This window comes from Gemmatimonadota bacterium, assembly GCA_040882465.1.
In the GTDB taxonomy this organism is placed as follows: domain Bacteria; phylum Gemmatimonadota; class Gemmatimonadetes; order Longimicrobiales; family Gaopeijiaceae; genus JBBEBG01.
The window spans coordinates 19,754-35,379 of the sequence record JBBEBG010000018.1; the positions used below are offsets into that span (position 1 = coordinate 19,754).

Here is a 15,626-nt window from a genome sequence, read left to right on the forward strand (position 1 = left end):
ACGAACGGCATCAGGATGCGACTCTTCAGGAGCAAGGACGAAAAACGGAAAGGACTTTGGAAGCGCGTCGTGGACCTCGCGCTCACCGACGTGCGGGTCCTCGCCGGCGGGCTCGATCGCGACACGCTCGAAGGCCTCGAGGAGCGGCTCCTCGCGGCGGATTTCGGAGTCGCGGCGACGCTCCGGCTCGTGGACCGGGTGGAGGAGCTGGCCCGGAGGGGGAAGGTGACAGGTGCCGCCGGCCTCAGGGGGGCGGTCCGCGACGAGGTCGAGAAGATCCTCGCCCCGGCAGCGGACGCCGAGCTTGCGATGAATTCCTCCGGGGGGCCGACGGTCTATCTCGTCGTCGGAGTGAACGGGGTGGGGAAGACCACCTCGATCGCCAAGCTCGCGTACCGGTTCGTGGCGGCGGGAAAGTCAGTGCTCGTCGCCGCCGGGGACACCTTCAGAGCGGGCGCCGTGAATCAGCTCGAGGAGTGGGCGGGCCGCGTGGGCGCCGACTTCGTCCGGGGGCAGGCCGGAGGGGACCCGGCCGCCGTCGCCTTCGACGCGATCGAGGCGGGGATATCCCGCGGGGTGGAGGTCGTCCTGATCGATACCGCGGGGCGACTTCACACGAACGCGGGACTCATGGAGGAGCTGAAAAAAGTGGACCGGGTCGTTCGCCGGAAGCTCGACGGCGCTCCGCACGAAACACTCATCGTCCTCGACGCCACGGTGGGGCAAAACGCGCTTTCGCAGCTCCGGGCCTTCGGTGAGGTCGTGACCCCGACCGGCATCATACTGGCCAAGCTCGATTCGACCGCCCGGGGCGGAATCGTCGTGGCCGTCCTTCAGGAGTTCGGGGTGCCCGTCAAGCTCGTGGGAGTGGGGGAGGGGGTCGAGGATCTGGAGCCGTTCGACCGCGCGGCGTTCCTCGATGGCGTCTTCGGCGAAGGGTGAGCCCGTGGGTTTTTCGCAGCTGGACCGGCCCGTCCAGTTTCTCAAGGGTGTCGGACCGAAGCGATCCCAGTCTCTGAAGAAGCTCGGGATCGGGACCGCGCGCGACCTTCTCTTTCACATCCCCCGTCGCTACGACGACGCCTCGACGATCCACCCGATTGCTTCTCTCCAGGTGGGGATGGACGCGACCGTGGTCGGCCGGGTGCGTTCGAAGGGGATCATTCCCACCCGTTCCGGGCTCCGGGTCTTCCAGGCGGTTCTCGAGGACGATTCGGGCTACATCACCTGTTCTTGGCCCGGTCAGCCCTGGGTGGAGCGAAAGATCCGGGAAGGGGACGAGATCCTCGCGACCGGCCCCGTCCGGCACTTCCACGGCCACCAGCTCCACCCCCGGGAGTTCACCCTCATCTCGCGCACGGGGCGCGACGAGGAGGATCGGGCTCCGGGAACGATCTTCGTCACCTACCCTGCGGCGGATGAGGTTCCCCAGTGGGTGCTCCGCCGCATCTTCAGCCGGAATCTCGACTTCCTCCTCGAGCAGATTCCCGAGGAGGAATATCTCGCGGATGAGGTTCGTGAAGAGCTCGGCCTTCCTCCCCTCGCCGAGGCATTTCGCCGCCTCCACCGTCCCGACACGGTGCGCGACCCGGAAGAAGGTCGCCGCCGCCTCGCCTTCGACGAGCTCTTTTTCCTTCAACTGGTGCAGGCGATCGCTCGCCACCGAGAAACCGAGGTGGAGCCCGGAATCGCGTTCCAGCGCACCAACCAGCTCATCCGCCCCCTTCACGAGAGCCTTCCCTTCCGTCTGACGGAGGCGCAGGCCCGCGTGCTTCGCGAGATCTACGAGGACATGGGGTCCTCCCGCCGGATGAACCGCTTCCTCCAAGGCGACGTCGGATCCGGGAAGACGCTCGTCGCCCTCTTCGCGATTCTCCTCGCGGCCGAGGGCGGTTACCAGTCCGCTTTCATGGCCCCGACGGAGCTCTTGGCGGAACAACACGTCACGCAGATCCGAGCCCTCCTCGCGGGTGCGGGGCTCGACCTCCCGGTCATTCTCCTCACGGGCCGGATGGGAGCGCGGGAACGGCGGGACGCGCTCGCCGCGCTGGACACGGGCGGCGAGGGAATCATCGCCGTGGGTACCCATGCCCTCATCCAGGAGGGAGTGCGATTTCGCCGCCTCGGGCTGGTGGTCGTGGATGAGCAGCACCGCTTCGGGGTGCGCCAGCGCATGGCCCTGGCCGAAGGGGTGAATGACGAGGCGCGCCCGGACGTCCTCGTCATGTCCGCGACCCCCATCCCCCGGTCGCTGGCCCTGACCCTCTTCGGGGATCTCGACCTGAGCGTTCTCGACGAGATCCCTCCCGGGAGGCCTCCCGTGCAGACGATCCTGCACGGTTCCGGAGAAAGGGAGAGAGCCTATGCCCGGGTGAAGGAAGAGCTCGCGCAGGGACGACAGGGCTACATCGTGTATCCTCTGGTGGAGGAGTCGGAACGCTCCGAGCTGCGTGCGGCGACCCAGGAATTCGAGCGGCTTGCGACGGAGGTCTTTCCGGGGGAAAGGCTCGGCCTCTTACACGGCCAGCTCTCCTCCGACGAAAAGGACCGGGTCATGCGGGCGTTCCGCGACGGCGAGATCCGGGTGATCGTGGCAACCTCGGTGATCGAGGTCGGGATCGACGTTCCGAATGCGACCTTCATGGTGATCGAACACGGGGATCGCTTCGGGTTGAGCCAGCTCCACCAGCTCCGGGGGCGGGTGGGGAGGGGGCCCCACCCGTCCGTGTGCATCGTCATCGCGGATCCGGGGGAACAATCCCAGGAGCGCCTCGCCGTCTTCCGCGAGACGACCGACGGCTTTAGGATCGCCCAGGCCGACCTCCAGATCCGGGGGCAGGGAGACCTCTTCGGTGCCCAGCAACACGGTCGGGACCTTCTCCTTCGCTTTGCGGACCTGGGGAGGGACGAGGGGCTCCTCACGCTGGCGCGTCGGTTGGCGCGGGAGGTCGTGGCGCGTGACGCCGAGCTCGCACGCGGGGAACATGCGAGAATTCGTGAGCTCCTGGAGGGGCGGCACGCTGAGCGGCTTCGGATGTGGCGGGTGGGATAATCCAGGGACACAGAGGAGGAGGGTGGATGGGAGGAGGTGAGGAGCTCGTCGAGGTTCGCCGGCTCGCGGAGCATGCGGGAGAGACGGTCTCGGTGGCGGGCTGGGTCGAGACCTTTCGGGCGCACGGAAAGCTGGCCTTCGCCGTGATCCGCGACGGGACCGGGGTCGTTCAGTGTGTTCTCGCCCGTTCAGAGCTCGATCCGGCGGTCTGGGAAAGGGCGGCGACGCTGACGCAGGAGTCGAGCGTGAGGGTCACCGGCACGGTGCGTCCGGAGCCCCGGTCCCCGGGAGGTTTTGAGATCGGCGTGACCGAGCTCGAGGTGATCGGGGAGTCCGCCGGGTACCCGATCCAGCCAAAGGAGCATGGGGTCGAGTTCCTCATGGACCACCGTCACCTCTGGATCCGCTCGACGCAGCAACGCGCGGTGCTCCGCGTCCGATCCGAGATCATGCAGGGGGTCACGGACTTTTTTTATGCGGAGGGATTCACACGGATCGATGCGCCGGTCCTGACCGGCTCGATCGGGGAGTCCGCGGGCACCCTCTTCTCGACCGACTACTTCGGGGAGACGGCGTACCTCGCGCAGACCGGGCAGCTGTACATCGAAGCCGCCTGCCCGGCCTTCCGAAAGGTGTACTGCTTCGGCCCGACCTTTCGCGCCGAGAAGTCGAAGACGCGCCGGCACCTCACCGAGTTCTGGATGGTCGAGCCCGAGGTCGCGTTCGCGAATTCCGACGACAACATGGCGCTCCAGGAGCGTTTCGTGAGCTACCTCGTGGGGCGGGCCCTCGAACGGTGCGCCGAGGAGCTCGCGTCGCTCGAGCGGGATACGAGCAAGCTCGAGTCCGTGTCACCCCCTTTTCCGCGGCTGTCCTACTCCGAAGCGGTGGAACTCCTCCGGTCCCGCGGTAGCGAGATCGAATGGGGGAGCGACCTCGCGGGGTCGGACGAGACCCTCCTTTCCGGTGACCTCGACCGGCCTCTCTTCGTCTACAATTATCCGCGAGAGGCGAAGGCCTTCTACATGAAGGAGAATCCAGCGGACCCCAGGACCGTGCTTTGCAACGATCTCCTTGCCCCGGAGGGTTACGGAGAGATCATCGGGGGGAGCCAGCGCGAGGACGATTTCGCCCGACTCCTGGGGCGCATTCGTGAGGAAAAGCTCCCGGAGGAGGCCTACTCCTGGTATCTGGATCTGCGCCGCTACGGGACTTTCGTACACTCCGGGTTCGGACTCGGGATCGAGCGAACCGTCGCCTGGATCACTGGACGGTCGCATGTGCGTGAGCTCATTCCCTTCCCACGCCTCATGAACCGGCTTCACCCGTAGCCGGCCTCGGAAGGGAAGCGACCATGGCCGACGTCGTGCTCAACCTGAGGGACGAGCGCCCCATCTGGACCATTCCCGCATGGGCCGTGGGTGAGATTGCGGGCGCGATTCCCTCGAGTTGGATCCTTCACATTGCATCGGGCCCCGCCGACGGCTCGGGGGACGGCGGTGGGTCCCCGCCGCCCGAGGTCCTGGATGCGCTTCAGGGAGCTAAGATCTACTTCGGCTTCGGGGTGCCCCCCTCGGTCCTCGAGGTGGGAAGAGGGACCCTTCGCTGGGTTCATTCCGCGGCGGCAGGCGTCGGGAGCTCCCTGCAAGAGGCGATGCGTGCCTCCGAAGTGCGATTCACGAACTCGGCCGGAATCCACGGCCCTCCGATCGCCGAGACGGTGCTCGCGATGCTCCTCCATTTTGTCCGAGGACTCGACTTCGCGGTCGCGGCTCAGGCGCGGGGCACCTGGGACACGGAACCGTTTCTCTCGGCCGAGACTCCAGTCCGGGAGATCGCGGGGATGACCGTCGGGATCCTGGGATACGGCGGGATCGGGAGGGAGATCGCCTGCCGGGTAGGGGCGCTCGGTGCGCACGTGCTCGGACTTTGCCGCGCGGAGCGGGGCGGGGACGTAGATGAGATTGGCGTCGAGCTCCTCCATGGGAAGGCGGGGCTCGACCGCCTCGTCGCGGAGAGCGAGGCGCTCGTCGTCGCCGCTCCGCTGACGGCGGAAACCCGGGGAGTTCTCTCCGCCGAAAGGATTCGAGCGATTCCGAAGGGGGCCCTCCTAATCAACGTCTCCCGGGGCGCCCTCGTGGACGAGGAAGCCCTCGTCGCGGCGCTCCGGGACGGCCACCTCCGCGGCGCGGGGCTCGATGTGTTCGCGACCGAGCCCCTTCCCGTGGATCACCCCCTCTGGAACCTTCCGAACGTCCTTCTGACCCCGCATACGGCGGCGGTCTCGCGGGGATTCTGGCGGCGGGAGACCGATCTGATCCTGGAGAACTTACGGCGCTTCCTCGCGGGCGAATCACTCATCAACGAGGTGGATCGGGTGCGGGGGTATTGAGCCGGCGGCGAACGCGGCGCACAACGAAGGGGGGAGGGGTCGGCCTCCCTACCATCCGCTGTCCCGCCCCGCCGCCCCTCCTCCGCGCCTCCCGGACGGTCGGCCGACCCCTCCCCCCTTCATTGTGCGCCGCTTCCCAGTGAGGTCCTATTTCTCCCCCCGTTTCACCTCGTCCCAGAGCGCATCCATCTCCTCGAGGGAGCCGCCCGGGATGGGGAGGCCACGTTCGCGTGCCAGTAGTTCCATCGCATTGAATCGCTTGCGGAACTTAATGTTAGCTTCTTCTAGTGCAGGTCCGGCATGAAGCCCGGAGAGGCGAGCGAAATTCACGACCGCGAAGAGGAGATCGCCGATTTCCTCCGCCAACCGAAGTGGGTTTGCATCGGCCGCCGCCTCTTCGACCTCGGCCAGCTCTTCTTTCACCTTCGCCATCGCGCCGGAAGGGTTGGCCCAGTCGAATCCGGCACTCGAGGCCTTCTCCTGGAGGCGGTGCGCTCGGAGGAGGGAGTCGAGGCCGCCCGGGAGACCATCCAGGGTGCGGAGTCCACTCGCATCACCTTCACGCTGGGCGGTTTCGCGCCTCTCCCGGGCCTTGATCGTTTCCCACCCCACCTTTTCTCCGGTCCCGAAAAGGTGCGGGTGACGGCGCGCGATTTTCTCCTCGAGTCCACGCACGACCTCTTCGCGGGTGAACCTCCTCTCTTCTTCGCCGATCACGATCTGAAAGGCGAGATTGAGAAGGAGGTCGCCGAGCTCGTCCCGGAGTGCGCGTTCATCGCCGCCGTGAATCGCATCCACGACCTCGTGGGTTTCTTCGAGGAGATGGGGAACGAGAGTGCTGGGGGTCTGGCGCCGGTCCCAGGGATCGTGCTCGCGGAGGAAGGAGACGAGCGCGAGGGCGCGATCGAGGACGCCCGGACGGTCGGAAGAGGGCGGGCGGGGATCCGCGGATCGGCTTCCCTCCTCGCCCCCATGCTTGCCGCTTCCCATCAGCTCTCCGGTCGCTCGCGCTTCCCCATCCGACCCTCCCAAAGATTCGGGACCCCGCGGAGGATCGCCGCCTCCGTACGCCCTTGCTCGGGGGGTACTTTGTGGCATCTTTCTGCGACCATGTCAACAGAACCGCGGAGTCGGGCCTGGGTGGAGGTGGACGCGGGGGCGCTCCGGCGGAACCTCGAGACCGTTCGTGTGGCCGCCGGGGAGAGGGTGGGCCTTCTCCCGATGTTGAAGGCGGATGCGTACGGGGTTGGCCTCGCGGGAGCGGTCCGCGTATTCGAACCGGAAAACCCCTGGGGATATGGGGTCGCCACCGTTCCGGAGGGGATCGCGGTCCGGGAGCTCGGGGTGACTCGCCCGATTCTCGTCCTGTCACCGATTCCACCGGGAGCGGAGCACGCGGCGGTCGCGGCCGGGCTCGCGCTCTCGGTCTCGGATACGGATGCGGCGCAAAAGATCGCTTCCGCGGCGGCGGGTCTTGCGGTGGAGGCGACGATTCACGCGGAGGTGGACACGGGGATGGGGCGCGCGGGACTCGACTGGAGGGGAGTGGATCGATGGGGGCCCGAGCTGGTGGCGATCTCGGGGCGGGGGGTCCGCTGGGAGGGGCTCTTCACCCATCTGTACTCCGCGGATCAGGCGGACCCTGGGTCGGTCTCCCTACAGGCGGATCGGTTTCGCGCGACCATAGACGCGGTCGAGGCGGCCGGGTGGAAGAGAGGACTGCTTCACGTGAACAACTCGGCAGGGACCCTTCGCCGACCGGATCTGTCGTTCGACATGGTGCGCCCCGGAATCTTTCTTTACGGGGGCGACGCGGGGGAGGGGCTCCCCGCTGCGGAGGAGGTCGTGAAGGTCCGCTCGCGCATCGTGCTCGTGCGGGAGGTCGCGGCGGGAACGACGCTCGGCTATGGCGCCACCTATACCGCCACCCGGACGGAACGGTGGGCCACGCTCGGGATCGGATATGGCGACGGGCTCCCGCGGGCCCTTGGAAACCGAGGAGCGGCGCTGGTCCGGGGACGCAGGGTGCCGGTCATCGGAAGGATCTCGATGGACCTGACGGTGGTAGACATCACGGACCTCCCGGGGGCGGAGGATGCGGTGGGTGAGATCGTCACTCTGATCGGCTCCGACGGGGAGAATCGAATCCCGTTGGAAGAGGCCGCCGGGCTCGCCGGAACGATCGGTTACGAAGTGCTCACGGGGTTGACCGGCCGGCTCCCACGAGTCTGGTTAGACTGACGCGATGAAGGGACGATCTTCAACTCGGGGCGGGAGGCGCGACGGAAGGGATGGCTGGGTGACGATCAGACACGGACTCCTCGCGTTCTTCGCGGGGCTCCTTTCGATCCAGGGATGCGAGGACGCGATTCCTACCTCGACGGATGGCGACCTCCTTCCGGTCGAGGCTGTCACCGTGGAGCTTCGCCTTCCATTCTCGGAGTTCGCGACCGACTTCCAGCTCTTCGACGGGTTCGGCTCGACCTCGATCCTTCCTTCGCTCGTGCTCGCGCATGAGTGGGAGGAAACCGTCGAGGCGCGGTCCCTCTTCCGGTTCCTCGATCTGCCCCGGATTATTTTCGTCTTTCCACCCGGGTCGAACAGCACCGTCACCGATTCCTTGTTCGTACCCGTTTCGGGCGAAGTGGCGCTGGAGTTGGACACGCTCGACGTGCGGGGCCTCACCCCTTTCTTGCTCGAAGCGGGCGTGACCCAGACGCCCTGGCACCCCCCTTCGGTGGACTGGGACTTCGCGGTGGACACCCTTGGAGCCCAGGTCCCCTGGCCCGAACCCGGAGGCGGCCCCGTGGCCTTCGCGGGGCAAGGCGAGTGGGATCCCAATGCCGATGGAGGAGGGGGGGGGAGCGAAATCGACCCGCCGTTGATCACGCGGGCCACCATCCCTCTCGATTCGGCCGGCGTGACGGCCTTGTTGGACACTACGGTCGCCGGGCGAGGAGTCCGCGTCTCTTCTCTGTCGCCCGATTCGCGGCTCCGTGTGCGAAGCGCGGAGCTGGTCGTGCGGGTGCGGTCCTCGGTGAATCCGGATACGATCGTCGCCATCACCGTCGGCGTGAGATCGGTCGCCCTCCTACAGGATCCGCCGCCGTCCCTGGATCCTGCGGCGTTCCCGATCGGCGGGGCACCGGCCGTCCGGGCGACCTTTCGGTTCGATCTTCCGGAGTCGGTCCCGGGGAGTCCCGCGGTCTGCGCCGTTGTCTCCTGTCCGGTGGAACTCCTTCCCGAGCGGCTCGTTTACGCCGGGCTCGAGTTGTATACGCACGAGACGATCCCCACGGGGCTTCGGCCCATCCAGGAGACGGTCATCGAGTTGCGTCCGGTCCTCAGCCCGGAAAGGCTTCCGCGTTCGCCTCTGGGATTTCCGCTGGCATGCCCGAGCGGCGAATGCTCCATGAACCTTCCCTCGACCGTGATCGAGGAGGACTTCTTCACAATCGAGCAGGGAACCCGGGTGGACCTTCCGATCACCCGGTACGTGCGGGATCTCCTCCGCGACGACGGTTCCTCGGCGACGCCGGTTCCCTCGACGCTGGTGCTGATGAACGGCGTGGATCCCCAGACTCTCCTCGAGCTGCGACCCCTTCAGTATTCGACTTTTTGGGGGCCCGGAACCGAATTCGAGCCCACGCTCCGGCTCGTCCTCACGGTCGCGAGCGGGGTGCCCTCTCCATGAGGACAACCGTGCCACGCGAATCCGCATCGCGACCTCTTCGGACATTCCAAGTTCTCTTCTCGTCGCTTCCGACCGCAGTCGCGGCCCTATGGGGTTTCGGAATCGGCATGCCGTCGCCGGCGGGCGCCCAGTCCCTTCTCGCATCAGCCGGGCTCGGAATCCCTGCCGAGCCGCTGGACGCACGCGCGCGCGCTCTCGGAGGGAGCGGGATCGGACAGCCGGGGTGGCACCTCCTCCCGACCGATCCTGCCGCGGCCGCCGGCGTCGCACTTCCTACGATCTCGGCGAGCTTCCAGCCGACCCGGGCGACCCTGCGCGACGGACGTAGCGCCGGGCACGCCCGGTTTCCGACCGCGGTCGTTGCTTATCCGCTCTGGGGAAACGTTTTCTCGGTCGGGTTCGCGAGCGTCCTGGATCAGGAGTGGGAGGTCGTCGCCAATCGCACCATTGACCTGAACGGCACCGAGGTCTCCGCGATCGATATTTTTCGCTCGCGCGGAAACCTGAGCCGCGTGCAAGTCGGTTGGGCACGACAGGTCGGGGGGAACTTCGGGTTGGGGGTCACCGTCGGCAGTTATGCCGGCGCGCTGGAGAGGAGCTTCGTCCGCCTCCTCGACACGGATACGGCCGGCCAGGGTGTGGAGGCCTTCGCCATCCAGGGGCGTTGGCGCGCCTCGGGCGTCGTCGCGGGAGCGGGCGTCGCCTGGGATCCGTCCGCACTGATACGGATCGCCGCCGCGGTCACCTGGTCGGACAAACTCGCTCTTTCTCCGTCCACCGGCGTAACCCCCGAAGGTGGGGAGTACTCGATTCCACTCGAGTTGCGCGCAGGCGCCACGGCGATTCTGGCGCCTGGATTCGGAGTCTCGGCCGGTGTCGTTTTTGCGGACTGGAGCGCGGTGGGAGAGGAATTGGGCGCCGGAACTACGCGCGAGGCCTCCTGGAGTTACGGCGGAGGGATCGAGTGGGCGCGTGCGACCCTGTTCGGCCGCACGCTCCCGCTCCGAGCCGGTGTTCGCCACCAGGACCTTCCCTTCCACTTCGACGGTTCGCCCGCCCAGGAGCGGACACTCTCCGCGGGGTTCGGCCTGGAGCTCGTGGAGTCGGAGGGACAGCCGATCGCACGCCTCGATTTCGGGCTCGAGAGGGGGACCCGCTCGGCGCAGGGTCTGTCGGAGAGCTTCCTCAGGACGACGCTTTCGGTGCGCCTCGCGGGCGGCTGACCTCCTTTCAAACCCGGCGGTCTCGCTATTGATCTCACCGGGGCAGGGCGATTCAATTAGGACCATGACGAAGTCCCTAACCGAAGCGGGGCGCGCGTACGTGGAAACGTACGGGTGCCAGATGAACGTCGCCGACGGCGAATTGATGGAGGGGATTCTCGCTGCGGACGGGTACGAGATTGTTTCGTCCCCGGAGGAGGCCGACGTCATCCTCGTGAATACCTGTGCCATCCGCGATCACGCGGAGCGGCGGGTTTTGGGCCGTATCGGCCAACTCAGCGGGCTGAAGCGCGGCCACCCCGGCCTTCTGATCGGCGTAACCGGGTGCATGGCGCAGCGACTTGGCCGAACCCTCTTCAACCAGGCCTCCCAGGTGGATCTCGTGGTCGGTCCGGACGCCTACCGCTCACTTCCGGACCAGCTTCGGCGCCTCCGGGGCCAGCGAGGGGAGACGGAGGTCGAGGCCAAGCCTTGCGTTGTGCGACCCGGAAAGCGCCGCACCCAGCTCGCCGTCCTCGATCTCGACCCGGAAGAGAGCTACGAGGGGCTCGAACAGAGGCGTGAAGCCGGAGCGTCCGCCTGGGTCCCGATTCAGCGGGGCTGCGATCACCGCTGCACCTTCTGCATCGTGCCCTATGTCCGAGGTCCGGAGAAAAATCGCCGACCGGAGGAGGTAGTGGCCGAGGTTCGGGGATTGGCCGCGCGAGGGGTGACCGAGGTCACACTCCTCGGCCAGACCGTCAACTCCTACCGACGGGGCGATTGGAACTTCGCGCGGCTTCTGCGGGAAGTCGCGCGAATCGCGGGGATCCGGCGCGTTCGATTCACCTCGCCGCACCCGAACGACGTCACCCGCGAGCTGGTGGAGGTCATGGCTGAGGAGGAGGCGGTGTGTGAGCATCTCCACCTCCCGGTTCAGTCGGGAAGTGACCAGGTCCTTCGCCGGATGCTCAGGCGCTACACCGTCGAGAGCTACCTCGAGAAGGTGAGGATGGCGCGGGAGGCCATTCCCGATCTCTCCCTCTCGACGGACATCATCGCGGCATTTCCAGGCGAAACCCGGTCCGACTTCGAGGCGACGCTCGACCTCGTGCGCGAGGTCGGCTTCGACGAGGCGTACACCTACCGGTACTCGCCCCGCGAGGGGACTCCCGCGATGCGGCTTCCCGCCGAGGATTTTCTCCCCGAACCGGAGGCGCGGGCCCGGCTGGCGGAGCTCATCACGGTTTGCCGGGAGATCCAGGGCGGGATCAACGCTGGGGAAGTCGGGCGCCAGGACGAGGTTCTCGTCGAAAGGGATGCACGTGACCCCGGCCAGGTTCTGGGACGCACCCGCCGAAACAAGTTCGTGGCCTTTCCGTCGGAGGGGATTGGAATCGGGGAGTACGCCTGGATCGAGCTCACGGGAACGACCGGGGCCACATTCCAGGGCGCCCTGGTTGGCTCTCTCGCGGCCGGGGCCCACCGGTGAGCCGCTTCACCGGGGCTGCGGGTGTCCTGGTGGTCCTCCTCCTGGTCATGTTTTTCGCGCGTTGGAACGCGGGAGAGCGGGTCACGCTCGACCTGGGCTTCACCACGGTGTACCGGATTCCGGTGACCTATGTGGCGTTCGGAAGCCTCTTCGTCGGCATGCTGGTGATGCTCGTCGCGGGGATCCATTCGGACCTGAAGGTACGGCGCTTCCTGCGGGAGCGTCTCGAGGCGGAGGGGCGGGAAGAGCGCCTGAGGACCGACCGAACGCAGCAGGATCTCTTCACCTCTTTCCCGGAGGGAGAAGAGGAAAAGTGAGGTCCTGACGGACCAGATTCCACTCGTCGCACGGGTGGCCTTGGCGCATGCCGCCGGGATCGCCCTCCCCCTCCTCGGCGCCTCCCTTCCACCGGCGCTCCTCCTCTTCCTCCTTCTCGGCGCGCTCCTCCTCCTATGGCGTCGCCCCTGGCCCGCGGGGGTGCTCGTTGCCGCAGCCGTGGCCGGGATGGCTTCGGGAGCAGCCGTCGTCCACCGGGAGGAATCAGACTGCCGCCTGCACCTCCCGCGGCGCTGGGACGGAGAGGTCACGGGCCGATTTCTGACGCGAGTCAGTTCCGACGGCTCCTTCCCCTTCCGGATCGAAGAGGGCGGGCCGGGTGAGGTGGGCGGCCCCGATGAGTGCCGCGGGGTGGTCCGTGCTCTCCTGCCGCGGGGGGCGACCCTCCCCCGCGCGGGAGGCCGAATCCGGGTCGCGTCCTCCTGGGAGGGGCGCGCGTTTCCTCAACCCGGGCTGGCCGAGTGGGCAGGGCGCCTCCGGTTGGCGGGGGATTGGGAACCCGCCCCCGGTGGCGGGCCTTGGGGAAAAGTTCTCGTGCTGCGCGGCGCGATCCAGGAGCGGATGGTGGCGCTCTGGGGGGAGCGGACGGCGCCGATGGTAGAGGCGCTCGTCCTCGCGCGCCGCGAACACCTCGACCCGGAGCTCCGCGACGCCTTTGCGCTTTCCGGAACGGCGCACCTTCTGGCGATCTCGGGATTTCACGTGGGAGTGGTTGCCGGGATCCTCCTCGGGCTCCTTCGCCTCGTCGGGCTCGGCCGGCGCGCGGCCGAGGGAGGAGCGGCCGCGGGATGCTGGAGCTACGTCCTCGCCATCGGGGCTCCGCACGCCGCGGTCCGGGCGGCTGTCCTCCTCACCCTCTTGGTCGCCGCACGGGTGCGAGGTCGGCCGGTCGTTCCGGCGGGGGCGCTCGGCTCGGCACTCCTGCTCCTGCTCGTCTTCGATCCGGGGTGGCTCGCGTCCGTGGGGTTTCAGCTTTCGTTCGCGGGCACGGCGGGGCTGGTCCTCCTCCGCGATCCCGTCTCGCGGGCGCTCGACCGGGGATGGAAGACTCTGACCGGGCGGGAGAGGCCGGGGCGGGGCCGCCAGGGGCTCGGTGCCGACCTCCTCAAGGGCGGGGCCGCGGGAATCGTGGCGGGTGTCTCCGCGACATTGCCGACCCTCCCTTTCCTCGCCTGGCACTTCGATCGCGTCTCTCTCATCGGGATTCCGGCGACCCTGGCAGTCGCGCCGGCGGTCGCCGCGGCGATTCCCGGGATCGGCGCGGGGCTCTTCCTCTCCCTCTTCTCCATGACCCTCGGGCGCTTCGCGGCGGGGGGAAGCGGGCTCCTCCTCGACGGCGTCGGGAGGGCGATTCGATGGACCGCCGCCCTCCCGGGCGCCTCGTTCTGGGTTTCTCGCGGGGCCCTGATCGCCGCGGCTCTGGGAGGGATCGCCGTCTACTTCTACCTTCGCCGGGGTTACGCCGGAAGGGTCGGACCCGGGGCGCGCCGGCTCGCGGCCACGACGGCGGGCACCGCGCTGGTGCTCCTCCTCCCTCTCCTCCCGCTCGGCCGGGATCTGGAGCTCCACCTCATCGACGTGGGGCAGGGGGATGCCGTGGCGCTCCGGACCCCGCGAGGGCGCTGGCTTCTCGTGGACGCCGGGCCCCGAAGCGCGGGCTTCGATTCCGGAACGCGGCGCGTCGTCCCCTATCTTCGGCGCCATGGTGCGCGGGGCGTGGAGGCGCTCGTCCTCACCCACCCCCACCTGGATCACATCGGGGGCGCCCCCGGGGTCATCGCGGGGATCGGGGTTCGTGGGATCCTCGATCCGTCGCGCCCGTACGGGTCGGGTCCGTATCTGGCGGTCCTCGAAGCCGCCCGCGAAGAGGGGATCTGGTGGTGGGTGGCTCGCGAGGGGAGCGCCTTTCAGGTGGACGGCCTCCGGATCGAGGTCCTCCATCCGGACGCCGAAACCGCCGATGCCCCAGAGCTCGCGGACCCGAACGATCTGTCCGTCGTGCTTTTGGTGCGTTGGGGCGAGGGGGCTGTTCTCCTCACCGGCGACGCCCCCGCCGCGGTCGAGCGCCGCGTTCTCGAGCGGGTCCCGCGCCTCTCCGTTCTCAAGGTGGGGCACCATGGAAGCCGAACTTCCACCTCGCCCGAGTTCCTCGCGGCCACTCACCCGGGCGCCGCGCTCATCGGGGTAGGAGATCCGAACGGCTTCGGCCACCCCCACGACGTGGTCGTGGAACGGCTGGAAGCGGCCGGCGCACGGATCTTCCGGACCGACCGGGACGGGGACGTCCGGGTGCGGATCCGCCGCGACGGAACGGTCCACGCGGAGACGTCCCGCTGAGGGATCGCCCCGGCCCCTGCGTGCGCCGTCCCACACTTCTTCAGAACGCGTCGAGGCGATACAATGGAGCCGGAATCGGGCCCATACCGACGCACGGGGACAAGATGAAGGACACCCACATCATCACGATCGAGCGGCACATCATCGAAGAGGAGCGGCGCCGTCCCGCCGCCAGCGGGGTCTTCAGCAACATCCTCTCGGACATGGCGCTCGCGGCGAAGGTGATCTCCCGCCAGGTGAACATGGCGGGGCTGATCGACGTGCTCGGGAAGACGGGGGAGTCCAACATCCAGGGGGAGGCGGTCGAGAAGCTCGACGTCTTCGCCCAGAGCGTGATCTACCGGGCGATGGACCACACGGGATACCTCTGCTGCATGGTTTCGGAAGAGGTCGAGGGCTTCATTCCGATCCCGGAGAAATTTCCCGCCGGGGAATACGTGCTCGTGTTCGACCCGCTTGACGGTTCTTCGAACATCGACGTGAACGTCTCGATCGGAACCGTCTTCGCCATTTACCGGAAGTCCTCGGACACGGAGCGCGGGAGCCTCGAGGATTGTCTCCAGGGAGGACGGAAGCAGCTCGCGGCGGGTTACATCGTGTACGGCTCCTCGACCATGATGGTCTACACGACGGGTCGCGGAGTTCATGGTTTCACCCTCGATCCGTCTATCGGAGAATTCCTCCTCAGCCACCCGGACATCCGAATCCCCGAACCTCCCATGCGGAGCTACTCGGCGAACGAGGCATATGCGTCCCGCTGGACCCCGGGAGTCCGCAGGTTCGTGGATCATCTCCGGGACGGCGATCCGGCGCGGGGCGGGGGCGACTATTCGTCGCGCTACATCGGCTCCCTGGTGGCCGACTTTCACCGAATCCTGCTGCGAGGGGGGATCTTCTTTTATCCGCGCCACCGGAATAGCCCCGAAGGGAAACTTCGGCTCCTCTACGAAGCGTATCCGCTGGCCTTGATCGCGGAGGAAGCAGGGGGGCGGGCGTCAGACGGGGAGCGCGATATCCTCGACGTCGAGGCGCGGGCACTCCACCAGCGGACCCCCCTCTTCATCGGCTCGGCCGACCTCGTTACGATGGCCAACCGGTTCATCGCGGAAGAAGGGTAACCG

Annotated in this window: 12 protein-coding genes; 11 read left to right on the forward strand and 1 reads right to left on the reverse strand. The window is 67.7% G+C overall.

From position 1 onward, the window contains the following. Positions 1–15: 15 nt before the first annotated feature. From ftsY to WEG36_05465, 4 genes are read left to right on the forward strand one after another with little or no spacing between them, the layout of a single operon-like run. On the forward strand, positions 16–942 hold the full coding sequence (gene ftsY, locus WEG36_05450) for a signal recognition particle-docking protein FtsY (protein MEX1257045.1): 927 nt from the start codon (positions 16–18) through the stop codon (positions 940–942). Continuing rightward, positions 920–3,052, forward strand: coding sequence for an ATP-dependent DNA helicase RecG (recG, locus tag WEG36_05455; GenBank protein MEX1257046.1), 2,133 nt, complete (start codon positions 920–922; stop codon positions 3,050–3,052). The genes ftsY and recG overlap by 23 nt, the downstream gene beginning before the upstream one ends. Before the next feature lie 26 nt (positions 3,053–3,078). After that, on the forward strand, positions 3,079–4,383 hold the full coding sequence (gene asnS, locus WEG36_05460) for an asparagine--tRNA ligase (protein ID MEX1257047.1): 1,305 nt from the start codon (positions 3,079–3,081) through the stop codon (positions 4,381–4,383). A gap of 23 nt (positions 4,384–4,406) precedes the next feature. Continuing rightward, entirely contained in the window at positions 4,407–5,444 is a 1,038-nt protein-coding gene (locus WEG36_05465) for a D-2-hydroxyacid dehydrogenase (GenBank protein MEX1257048.1), read from the forward strand. Between the two features lie 147 nt (positions 5,445–5,591). Here WEG36_05465 and mazG read toward each other — a convergent pair whose 3' ends face one another. After that, a complete protein-coding gene (mazG, locus tag WEG36_05470; protein ID MEX1257049.1) occupies positions 5,592–6,434 on the reverse strand; it encodes a nucleoside triphosphate pyrophosphohydrolase in 843 nt (280 codons plus the stop codon). A gap of 120 nt (positions 6,435–6,554) precedes the next feature. Between mazG and alr the strand changes: the two genes are divergently transcribed. The 7 genes from alr to fbp all read left to right on the forward strand — a co-directional run bounded on the left by alr (position 6,555) and on the right by fbp (position 15,623). Then, positions 6,555–7,685, forward strand: coding sequence for an alanine racemase (gene alr / locus WEG36_05475; protein MEX1257050.1), 1,131 nt, complete (start codon positions 6,555–6,557; stop codon positions 7,683–7,685). 58 nt (positions 7,686–7,743) lie between these two features. Continuing rightward, positions 7,744–9,138, forward strand: a complete 1,395-nt coding sequence (locus tag WEG36_05480; GenBank protein ID MEX1257051.1) for a hypothetical protein — start codon at positions 7,744–7,746, stop codon at positions 9,136–9,138. 107 nt (positions 9,139–9,245) lie between these two features. Further along, complete coding sequence (locus tag WEG36_05485; protein ID MEX1257052.1) at positions 9,246–10,361, forward strand: hypothetical protein; 1,116 nt, start codon at positions 9,246–9,248, stop codon at positions 10,359–10,361. 64 nt (positions 10,362–10,425) lie between these two features. Next, positions 10,426–11,832, forward strand: a complete 1,407-nt coding sequence (gene miaB / locus WEG36_05490) for a tRNA (N6-isopentenyl adenosine(37)-C2)-methylthiotransferase MiaB (protein MEX1257053.1) — start codon at positions 10,426–10,428, stop codon at positions 11,830–11,832. Continuing rightward, entirely contained in the window at positions 11,829–12,149 is a 321-nt protein-coding gene (locus WEG36_05495; protein MEX1257054.1) for a hypothetical protein, read from the forward strand. Before miaB ends, WEG36_05495 begins: the two co-directional genes overlap by 4 nt. Before the next feature lie 40 nt (positions 12,150–12,189). Beyond that, a complete protein-coding gene (locus WEG36_05500) occupies positions 12,190–14,505 on the forward strand; it encodes a DNA internalization-related competence protein ComEC/Rec2 (protein ID MEX1257055.1) in 2,316 nt (771 codons plus the stop codon). Between the two features lie 104 nt (positions 14,506–14,609). Next, positions 14,610–15,623, forward strand: a complete 1,014-nt coding sequence (gene fbp, locus WEG36_05505; protein ID MEX1257056.1) for a class 1 fructose-bisphosphatase — start codon at positions 14,610–14,612, stop codon at positions 15,621–15,623. Positions 15,624–15,626 lie beyond the last annotated feature (3 nt).